The organism is Actinomadura sp. 7K507, from assembly GCF_004348425.1.
Classification (GTDB): Bacteria; Actinomycetota; Actinomycetes; order Streptosporangiales; family Streptosporangiaceae; genus Spirillospora.
Map to the genome: position 1 here is coordinate 1 of NZ_SMKK01000297.1, position 10,074 is coordinate 10,074.

Annotated in this window: 8 protein-coding genes; 3 read left to right on the forward strand and 5 right to left on the reverse strand. The window is 72.1% G+C overall.

The genetic code is table 11. The features are described from left to right. Positions 1 to 169 precede the first annotated feature (169 nt). Positions 170 to 1,897, forward strand: a complete 1,728-nt coding sequence (locus tag E1285_RS39895) for a serine/threonine-protein kinase (protein ID WP_132159795.1) — start codon at positions 170 to 172, stop codon at positions 1,895 to 1,897. 32 nt (positions 1,898 to 1,929) lie between these two features. Here the strand turns inward: E1285_RS39895 and E1285_RS39900 are convergent, their stop codons facing one another. Then, entirely contained in the window at positions 1,930 to 2,895 is a 966-nt protein-coding gene (locus tag E1285_RS39900; protein WP_243723380.1) for an alpha/beta hydrolase, read from the reverse strand. 140 nt (positions 2,896 to 3,035) lie between these two features. On the opposite strand from E1285_RS39900, the gene E1285_RS46965 reads away from it, so the two are divergent. Further along, positions 3,036 to 4,829, forward strand: coding sequence for a serine/threonine-protein kinase (locus E1285_RS46965; RefSeq protein WP_207947166.1), 1,794 nt, complete (start codon positions 3,036 to 3,038; stop codon positions 4,827 to 4,829). A gap of 41 nt (positions 4,830 to 4,870) precedes the next feature. On the opposite strand, the gene E1285_RS39910 is transcribed toward E1285_RS46965, so the two are convergent. Beyond that, positions 4,871 to 5,506: a LysE family translocator gene (locus E1285_RS39910; RefSeq protein ID WP_132159796.1), complete on the reverse strand. Its 636-nt coding sequence runs from the start codon at positions 5,504 to 5,506 to the stop codon at positions 4,871 to 4,873. 118 nt (positions 5,507 to 5,624) lie between these two features. On the opposite strand from E1285_RS39910, the gene E1285_RS39915 reads away from it, so the two are divergent. After that, entirely contained in the window at positions 5,625 to 7,163 is a 1,539-nt protein-coding gene (locus E1285_RS39915; RefSeq protein ID WP_132159797.1) for a glycosyltransferase family 39 protein, read from the forward strand. Positions 7,164 to 7,218: 55 nt separating this feature from the next. Here E1285_RS39915 and E1285_RS39920 read toward each other — a convergent pair whose 3' ends face one another. The 3 genes from E1285_RS39920 to cbiB all read right to left on the reverse strand — a co-directional run. Next, positions 7,219 to 7,860, reverse strand: a complete 642-nt coding sequence (locus E1285_RS39920) for a DUF1444 domain-containing protein (protein WP_132159798.1) — start codon at positions 7,858 to 7,860, stop codon at positions 7,219 to 7,221. An 82-nt stretch (positions 7,861 to 7,942) separates the two neighbouring features. Continuing rightward, entirely contained in the window at positions 7,943 to 9,457 is a 1,515-nt protein-coding gene (locus E1285_RS39925) for a cobyric acid synthase (RefSeq protein ID WP_132159799.1), read from the reverse strand. Then, positions 9,454 to 10,074, reverse strand: a 621-nt coding sequence (gene cbiB, locus E1285_RS39930; protein WP_132159800.1) for an adenosylcobinamide-phosphate synthase CbiB, incomplete at its 5' end; no start/stop codon positions are given. The genes E1285_RS39925 and cbiB, both read right to left, overlap by 4 nt.

Here is a 10,074-nt window from a genome sequence, read left to right on the forward strand (position 1 = left end):
CCACCGTCCTCCAGCCCCCACCCACCACCTTTCAAGGGACGAGCTTCGCTCGCGAACCGTCCTCCAGCCCCCACACACCGCCTTTCAAAGGAATAGCTCCGCTCGCGAAAACCCCTGGAGCGCTAGGGTTCTACACGAAACAGACACCGATTCCAGTTCAGGATCACCGATGACCACGCACGCAGGAGAGAACGGCGAGGCCCTGCGCCCGGAGGACCCCCAGCGACTCGGCCCCTACCGGCTTGTCGGCCGCCTCGGCCGCGGCGGAATGGGGACGGTCTACCTGGGTGAGGACAGCGCCGGACGCCGCGTCGCCGTCAAGGTGATCAACCGGGAGCTGGCCGGGGAGAGCCCGTTCCGGGACCGGTTCCGCAGCGAGGTGACCGCCGCCCGGCAGGTCCGCCGCTTCTGCACCGCGCCGGTGATGGACGCCGAGCTGGACACCGACCCCCTGTACGTCGTCACCGAGTACATCGAGGGTCCCAGCCTGGAGAGCGCCGTCGCCGAGCGCGGTCCGCTGCCCGGGTCGGACCTGGAGGGCCTCGCGGTCGGCGTCGCCACCGCGCTCGCCGCCATCCACGGCGCCGGGATCGTCCACCGCGACCTCAAGCCCGCCAACGTCCTGCTGTCCTCCACCGGACCGCGCGTCATCGACTTCGGCATCGCCCGCGCCCTCGACGCCGCCGACGGCCCCACCCGCACCGGCCAGTTCGTCGGGACGCCGAACTACCTTCCGCCCGAACTGCTGCGCGGCGAGCAGGTCACCCCCGCCTCGGACGTGTTCTCGTGGGGCTGCGTCGTCGCCTACGCCGGGACGGGCAACGCGCCGTTCGCGGGCAACACCGTCCCGGAGATCTTCTACCGGGTCGCGCACGAAGAGCCCAAGCTGGACGGGCTGGACCCCGGCCTGCGCGACGTCGTCGCCGCCGCGCTCGACAAGGACCCGCGCAACCGCCCGTCCGTCCAGGACCTGCTCGGGCGGCTGGTCGGCCACGGCAAGACCGACCCCGCGACGCTCGCCGAGACCGTCCAGGCCGGCTGGCACGGCCCGGCGAACGACCCGACCGTGCAGGCGCGGACCGGCCACGCCGCGTTCCCGCCGCCGACGGTCGCGTCCGGCCCCGACACCACGCGCGACGACGGCGCCGCTCCCGGTGGTCCCCCGCCGGGTTCCCGCAGTACGGGAGGCGGCCTTCCCCGCCGCCCGCTGATCATCGCCGCCGCGGCCGTCGCCGCGCTCGCGGTCCTCGCGGTCGTCGGTTTCACCGTGCTGCGCCCGGACGGCCCGCCCGACAACCTCGCCACGGTGTTCAGCGACGACTTCTCCAACGATGACTCCGGCTGGGAGAGCATCATGAGCGGGCACACCTACCGTGAAGGCAGGTACTGGATGCAGACGAGCGAGAGCACCGCGTCCATCAGCGAGTGGGTCCCCCAGGACGATGTGAAGGCGTTCCCCGACCCGGTCCTGGCGACCGTGACAGCCGAAGTCGCCGAAGGCCCCGCCGATGCGCGGTACGGGATGCTGTGCCGCGCCAACGACAACCAGGGCAAGGTCTCCCAGTACCTGTTCATGATCCGCAACGACGGCAAGGGCGCGGTCCTCCGCAAGACCAGCGGTGAACAGGGCAGCAAGGAACTCGCCGCCCCGGATTCGGTGCCCGGTTTCTCCGACGACGGCCCCAACAAGCTCCAGATCGGCTGCGAAAGCCAGAACGGGGGCAAGGAGGTCAGGCTGCGGCTCTGGGTGAACGGCGATCAGGTCATCGACGCGGTGGACGCCGACCAGCCGCTCGCCAACGGATGGGTCGGGATGGAGATCCACCGAGGCGGGAACAAGACACAGGCGACGACCGTCCAGTTCGACGATTTCGACATGTCGAAGGTCCTCGGCTGACCGGTCGCCGGGAACCGGGCTTCAGCCGCGGTTCAGCGGGCCGGCAGGTAGCCGTTCGTCCAGCGGGTCAGCTCCTCGAACACCTGCGTGCGGGCCGGCTCGTCCGACAGGACCAGGTCGTGCAGGCCGCCGTCGATCCGGACGAGCGTGACGTGGCGGCCGATCCGGGGAGCCCAGCGCGCCATGTGCTCGACGTCCAGGACGGCGTCGGCGCCGGTCACGTCCAGCACCTTGCGGGTGGGGCGGACGCTGCGCGTCGACGCCATGACCAGCACCGGAACGTCGACGTCGAGGCCCTTGCGCAGGCGGAGCTGCCCGCGGCGGACGGCCGCCAGCCACGCCGCCCGCACCGGGAATCCGAGGATCGGCTTCCACTCCAGGTCGAAGTCCCACTCGCCCTCGTGGTCGCGGTGGATGCTCCGCGGATACCGGTCGGACACGCCCGCCGGCAGCTTCGCCTTCGGGAACCGGGGACGCAGCGCCCGCGCGAGGCCCGCGCCGGCCTTGCGCATCACCAGCGGCTCGGCGATGTCCAGGAACGGGCTGTTGAGGAACAGCGCGTCGGCCAGGCCCCTGCCCTTCCCCTTGGCGGCCCACAGCGCGGCGATGAGGCCGCCGGTCGAGTGGCCGTTCAGCAGGAGCGTGTCGTGCCCGTCCACGTCCCGGACGATCCGCACGGCCTCGTCGATCTCCGGGAAGTAGTCCGACAGGCTCTCGACGTAGTTCGGGGTCTGGTGCGGGCGCAGCGACCGGCCGTACTTGCGCAGGTCGAGCGCGTAGAAGTCGAAGCCGAGGTCCACGTAGAAGTCGGCCAGGTGCCGCTGGAAGAAGTAGTCGACGAACCCGTGCAGGTACAGCACCGCCCGGCGGGACGGGCCGCCTGCGGGGGCCACGGCGCCGCGCCGCCGCACCAGCGTCGCCACGACCTCGCCTTCGGCGTCCCGGCCCATCGGCAGCTCGATGGCCTCGTATCCTGGGCCGAGCACGTCCGCCGTCACGTCCACAGTTCCTCCCGAACCCGCCTTCGAATACCGGCATCTAAGCGTATGGGCGGGAGGTTCACGGCCGCATGCGGGAACCCGCGGGCCTTGATCCGACGTCAGGAAGACAGCAGACCCTCCGGCTCCGGGAGACCCCCATGCAGGCCCCCCTTCGTGACCGTGACCCACGCCGGCTCGGCCCCTACCGGTTGCTCGGGCGGCTCGGCCGCGGCGGGATGGGCACGGTCTTCCTCGGCGAGGACGACTCCGGCCGGCAGGTCGCGGTCAAGGTCATCAACGCGGAACTGGCCGACGACGAGGCGTTCAACGAGCGGTTCCGCAGCGAGGTGACGGCGGCGCGGCAGGTCCGCCGGTTCTGCACCGCCGCGGTCCTGGACGCCCGGCTGGACGGCGAGCCGCTGTACGTGGTGACCGAGTACGTCTCCGGCCCGTCGCTGGACGCGGCGGTCAGGGACGGCGGGCCGCTGCGCGGCGGCGACCTGGAGGCCCTCGCGGTCAACATCGCGACGGCGTTGAGCGCGATCCACGGCGCCGGGATCGTGCACCGCGACCTCAAGCCGTCCAACGTGCTGCTGTCCCCGACCGGCCCGCGCGTGATCGACTTCGGCATCGCCCGCGCGCTGGACGCCTCGGACGGGCCGACCAGGACCGGCCAGTTCATCGGCACCCCCTCGTACATGGCGCCCGAGCTGATGAACGGCGCCGAGATCACCCCGGCGGCGGACGTGTTCGCCTGGGGCTGCGTCGTCGCGTACGCGGGCACGGGACGCGCCCCGTTCGGCGCCGGGACGCTCCCGGAGACGATCAACCGGGTGACCGCCGGCGAGCCCGACCTGGACGGGCTCGACCCGTCGCTGCGCGATCTCGTCACCCGGTCGCTGGCGAAGGACCCGGCCGAACGTCCCGCGGTCAGGCAGCTCATCCAGGCCCTGACCGGCCAGGAGGAACCGCCGTCAACGGCCCCCGCCGTCGCCCTCCCTGTCCCGCTGCCCACGGCAGATGAACCCGAGGCGGCAGCGGAACCGGAAACGACGTTGGAACCGGCCGCACCGGAACAGGCCGCACCGGCGCCGGTCACGGCCTTCGAGTCCGTCCCGGCGACGCGGCCGGTGAACGCACCGCCGCCCGCCGCCGCGCAGACACCGCCGACGCAGCCGCCCTTCCCGCCGTCGCCGTCCCCCGCTTCGCCGAAGCCGCCGAGGCCGCCGCGCTCGCGGCACCGCCTCGGCCTGGCCATCGGCGCCGTCGCGACCGTCGCCGGCGTGTCCGCCCTGTTCGGCGTGCTCAACCTGACGTCCGACGGCGGGGGTGAGGCAAGCGGCCCTCCGGCCGCCCAGGCCGCCGCCGGCCTCGGCAAGGAGCCCCCGGAGGTCGAGGACAAGGTCTTCGAGGACAACTTCAGCGACGAGACGTCGGGCTGGAAGACGGCCGCCACACCCACCTGGGACGCGTCCTACCGCGACCGCAAGTACGAGCTGCACGTCCTGCCCACGACGACGCGGACCACCGTCGACGCGCCCGCGGACGACATCCCCGACTCGCAGCTCATCGAGGTGAAGGTCGAGCTCAAGGAGGGCGAGGGCGGTGAGGCGGGTGTCTACTGCCACGGGCAGGGCAGCGGTTTCGCCTTCCTCCTCCGCGAGGACGGGCGGGCCCGCATCGCGCGCATGGACGGCTCCACGCTGACGGACCTTGCGACCGGCACCGCCGCCGACATGCGCAGCCACGACGACCGGATCCAGGCGGCCTGCGCCGAGGACGGGTCGCGCGTGAGCCTCGACATGTGGGTCAACGGCGAGCACGTCGCGAGCGCCGCCGCCGAGGCCCCGGACGAGGACCCCGGATCGAGCGGCCTGATCGCGCACCGCCCCGAGGGCACCGAAGGACACCCCGAAGCGACGTTCGACAACTTCGCCCTCTGCTCGGTCTGAGTCCGCGCTCGGTCTGAGTCCGCGCTCGGTCTGAGTCCGCGTCACTCCTTGCGGCCGGTCGCGGCGACGGTCACACCGAGGCCGATCATCATCAGCCCCCCGGTGCCGCCGATCGCCGCGAGGCGGCGGGGCGAGCGGGCGAACCAGGCGCGGGCCGTCCCGGCGGCGATGCCCCACACGCTGTCGCACAGCAGCGCGATGACCGCGAAGATCAGCCCGAACACCATCATCTGCAGCGCCGCGTGCCCGTGTTCCCGGACGACGAACTGCGGCAGGACGGCCGCGAAGAACACCGTCGTCTTCGGGTTGGTGATGCCCACCACGAACCCCTGCACGAGGGCCCGGCCGCCGCGGCTCTCCTCGTCCCGGCCGACCGCCTCGGGGAGCGAGCGGCGGTGCCGGATGGCCTGCACCCCGAGATAGACGATGTAGACCGCGCCCACGGTCTTCAGAACCGTGAACACGACCGCCGAACGTTCCACGATCGAGCCCACGCCGACCGCGACGGCGACGGTCAGCACCAGCGCGGCCAGCACGCCGCCGACGACGCCGGCGAGGGCGGTGCGCCGGCCGTGTGCGAGCGCCCGGCCGACGACGAACAGCACGGACGGGCCGGGGATGACGATGATGGCCAGCGCCATCGCGGAGAAGGCGAGCAGCTGATGCGTCGAGACCATGACCGCACGGTAGAGGGAACGGCACGTCCAGCCCCACCGGTTTTCGGGGCACGGTGGCCGGGCCGGGTGGCCTAGAGCGGCCGCGACACCGGTGACGTCGGCGGCATAAGATCCGGTCATGTCCGCCCCGGCCTCCGCGGCACCCGGCTCCGCCGAGACCGGCGTCCCGTCCGATTCCTCCGCGGTCGCCTGGAAACCGGTGCTGCTGATCGCCGGTGTGCTGGGCGTGGTGCTGCTCGCCGTCAGCGCCCGGTACGGCTACCACCGCGACGAGCTGTACTTCCGGGTCGCCGGACGCCATCTGATGTGGGGGTACCCGGACCAGCCGCCGCTGCTGCCGCTGATCAGCCGGGCGGTCACGGCGGTGCTCGGCGACTCGCTCGTCGCGCTGCGCGTCCCCGCCGCCCTCTTCTCCGCCGCCGGTGTCGTGGTCGCGGCGCTGACCGCGCGGGAGATGGGCGGCGGACGGCGGGCGCAACTCCTCACCGCCGGGGCGTACGCGGTCTGCCCGTTCGTCGTCGCGGTCGGCCACACGTTCTACACGGCGACGCTCGACCTGCTGCTCTCGACGACGGTCGTGTGGCTGGTCGTCAGGTGGGTGCGGACCCGTGACCAGCGGCTCCTGCTCGCCGTCGGCGTCGTGGCGGCCCTGGCCCTGAACGTCAAGTACCTGGCCGCGTTCCTGATCGCCGCGCTCGCCGCGGGGCTGCTGATCTCGGGGCCGCGCGAGTTCCTGCGGCGGCCCATGACGGCGGCGGCCGTGCTCATCGTGCTCGCGGCGATCGCACCGGGGCTGATGTGGCAGGCCGACCATGGCTGGCCCCAGCTGGAGATGGCGAACGCCATCGCCGACAAGGGGGACTTCGCCGGACGGCCCGGGTTCATCCCGTTCCAGATACTTCTGACCGGTGTCGTCCTGTCGTGGCTGTGGATCTACGGGCTGTGGCGGACGTACCGGTCGGACGACCTGCGGCCCTTCCGGTTCCTCGGCCACGCGTACGTGCTGCTCACCGTCCTGTTCCTCATCACCGCCGGCAAGCCGTACTACCTCAGCGGCATGTGGGCGGCGCTGTTCGCGGCGGGGGCCGTGGAGATCGAGCGGAACGGCGCGCCGCGCGGCTGGAACTGGGTGCCGACCGCGCCGACGTACGTGATCACCGGGATCGCGGCGGCCCTGCTCACCCTTCCCGTCTACCCGGTGAAGTGGCTGGCGGACACCCCGCAGCCCGTCATCAACGCCGACTCCGCCGAGACGGTCGGCTGGCCCCGGTTCGCCGAGCAGGTCGCGGGCGTCTACGACTCGCTGCCGCCCGGCGAGCGGTCCAAGGCGACGATCATCGTGAGCAACTACGGGGAGGCCGGGGCGCTCGACAAGTACGGGCCCGGCCTCGGCCTGCCCCGCGCGTACAGCGGGCACAACGGCTACTGGTACTTCGGGCGTCCGCCCGACACCGGTGGTCCCGCTGTCGTCGTCGGCCCGGAGAGCGAGGCGGGCGCGCCGTACCTGCGGCGGTTCTGGGCGGACGTCCGCCCGGTCACCCGCATCGACAACGGCGTCGGCCTCGACAACCAGGAGCAGGGCAAGCCGGTGTGGATCTGCCGCGGCCAGCGCGCCCCGTGGCCGGACCTCTGGCCGCGGCTGAAGACACTGTCGTAGCTTCGGGGCCGTCCGGCGGTCGGGACGTCAGGGGCTTCAGGACATCAGGACGGCGTCAGGACATCAGGACGTCCCAGGCGCCGGCGCGCCGGACCATCAGGTTGTGGGTGAGCAGGCTCCCGGCGGGCACGTCCCACACCGGGTCGTCGCCGCCCTCCCCGCGGTCTTCGGCCCACACCCGCGCGACGGCCCAGCGGAGCTTGTCGACACCGTCCGGGTGGCCGGTACCGGATGCGACGAACACGTCCCGCGCCGGGGCCGCCACGACGAGGTCGCCCTCCACGTCCTGCGCGAGCTTCTCCAGGAACCCCTCGTCCAGCAGCAGGCCCGACTCCAGGCTCCCCCGCCTCGCCGCCGCGCCCGTCCCGGACAGGGACACGGTCACGGCGCGCACGTCCGGGTACCAGCTGAGGCTCAGCTCGGGACGCAGGTCCCGCAGGTTGATCACGGCGCGGCGGCGCAGCTCCCCGGGCGCCACCCCCAGCTCGGCGCAGTGCCGGCGGGCCACGTGCTCGTAGCGGCGGCCGGACGGGACGCTCTCGTCGGCGATCTCCAGCGCGTAGCTCACGTACAGGTCACCGGCGAACGGGTCGCGGACCGGCTCCTCGTCCGGGGGCAGCGGGAACTCCAGCTGGACCTCGGCCGGCACCCGCGCCTTCATCAGCGGGACGATCAGACTGGACCGCGGCTCGGTCACGGGACGCTCCTCCTGGTGCCTGTTGCGGCCGGTGCCATCGAAGGGATCACCCTACCGCCGCGGCGCCGCCCGGCTCGTCGCCCTACGCTTCCGGGCGTCCGCCGGGCGCTTTCGGCGGCCCGCCGGGCGGGACGACGGGAAGGCCCCGCGGCGCGCCGTTCTCGATGATCCGCCAGATGGCGCCGGTGTCCAGATGCTGCTCGACGAGGTCGGCGAGCGTGTCCAGGGCCGCCTCCCTCACGGCTTCGAACGACACATCCGGTGCGGGCGTGAAATCGCGGCCGCTCTGCCGCGCCACATCTCGCAGGAAGGCGCGCCTGAACCCGTCGTTCTCCATGACGCCGTGCCAGGTCGTTCCCCAGACCGCCCCTTGCCGGCATCCGTCGAGGAAAGGCTCCCCGCTGGCGGCCACAACGCCATGGTGGATTTCGTACGCGTGGACCTCTTCGCCGTAGGCGCTGCCCCGTGGTCGCCCGAGGATCTTCTCTTCCCCGAATTCGACTCGCGCGGGCAGCAGGCCGAGCCCCTCGGCACGTCCCGTCCCCGACTCGACGTGGTCCACGATCTCTTCGGCGAGCATCTGGTAGCCGCCGCAGATACCGAGCACCGGCCGCCCCGCGCCGGCCCGCCTCTCGATCTCGCCGGCCATTCCCCGTTCGCGCAGCCATGCCAGATCATTCACCGTGGCCCGCGTTCCCGGCAGGACGACCAGATCGGCCTCGGCCAGATCCCCCGCACTGGCCGCATATCGGACGACGACCCCCGGTTCACAGGCCAAGGCGTCCAGATCGGTGAAGTTGGAGATCCGGGGGAAACGCACCACGGCGACCCTCAAGGTCTCCTTCCCGACCGCACCTCTCGCTTCCGGCCGGGGCGCGTCCAGTGCCAGGGTGTCCTCGGAGTCCAGATACAACCCCGGTTGCCAGGGCAGCACTCCCAGAGTGGGCCGTCCGGTGAGCATCTTGAGCTGATCGAGTCCCGGCTCCAGAAGTTCTGTGGCGCCCCGGAACTTGTTGATGACGAACCCCGCGATCAGTTCCTGATCCTCGGGCTCCAGCAGAGCGACCGTCCCGTACAGGGATGCGAAAACACCACCCCTGTCGATGTCGCCCACCACCACGACCGGCAATTCCGCGGCCCTGGCGAGCCCCATGTTCACGATGTCGCCGGCCCTCAGATTGATCTCGGCGGGACTCCCGGCCCCCTCGCAGACCACGACGTCGTACTCGTCCCGGAGCTCCGCGAGGCTTTCCAGCACGACGCCTTTGAGACGCTCCTTGTGCTCCCCGTATTGCAGCGCGTCGACGTCCGCCACAGGCCGCCCCAGAACCACCACCTGACTACGCCGATCGCTCCCCGGCTTCAGCAGGACCGGGTTCATCACGGCCCTCGGCTCGACGCCCGCGGCCTGCGCCTGCATGTACTGCGCCCGCCCGATCTCGGCCCCGTCCCCCGTCACCATCGAGTTCAGCGACATGTTCTGGGCCTTGAACGGCGCGACCTTCACGCCCTTCCTCGCGAGCCACCGGCACAGCCCCGCCGTGACGACGCTCTTGCCCGCGTCCGAGGTCGTCCCGGCGACCAGGAGCCCGCTCACCGCAGCACCCAGACCACGGCCGCCGCCGCGAAGGTCACCGCCGCCGAAAGCCCCACGGCCCTCCTGATGTCCCTTACTTCCGGGGCCCTGCCGTCCCCCATCTCGGGACGCCGCTCGACCCGTCCGCCGTATTCGTTCACGCCGCCGAGCCGCACTCCGAGCGCCCCGGCGAAAGCGGCCTCGCACCGGCCGGCATTGGGACTCGGATGATTTCCACCGTCCCTGACCAGCACCCGCCAAGCCCCACGCCCAGAGCAGACCGCGACCAACCCGCCCGTCACCCGAGCCGGAACCCAGTTCGCGACGTCATCGAGCCTCGCCGCGGCCCACCCGAACCGCTCATACCTCGGATTCCGGTATCCGACCATCGCGTCCAGCGTGTTGACGGCCCGGTAGACCAGCAGACCCGGAACGCCCGCCACGGCCCCCCACACCAGCGGAGCGATGGAAGCGTCCGAGGTGTTCTCCGCCACCGACTCGACGACGGCCCGAGCCAATCCCCCGGCATCGAGCCCTCTCGGATCCCGCGCACACAGATGCGAAAGCCGCCCCCGCGCCGCCTCCAGATCGCCCCGTTCCAGCATCCGGGCCATGACGAGCCCCTCGCGCCCCAGCGA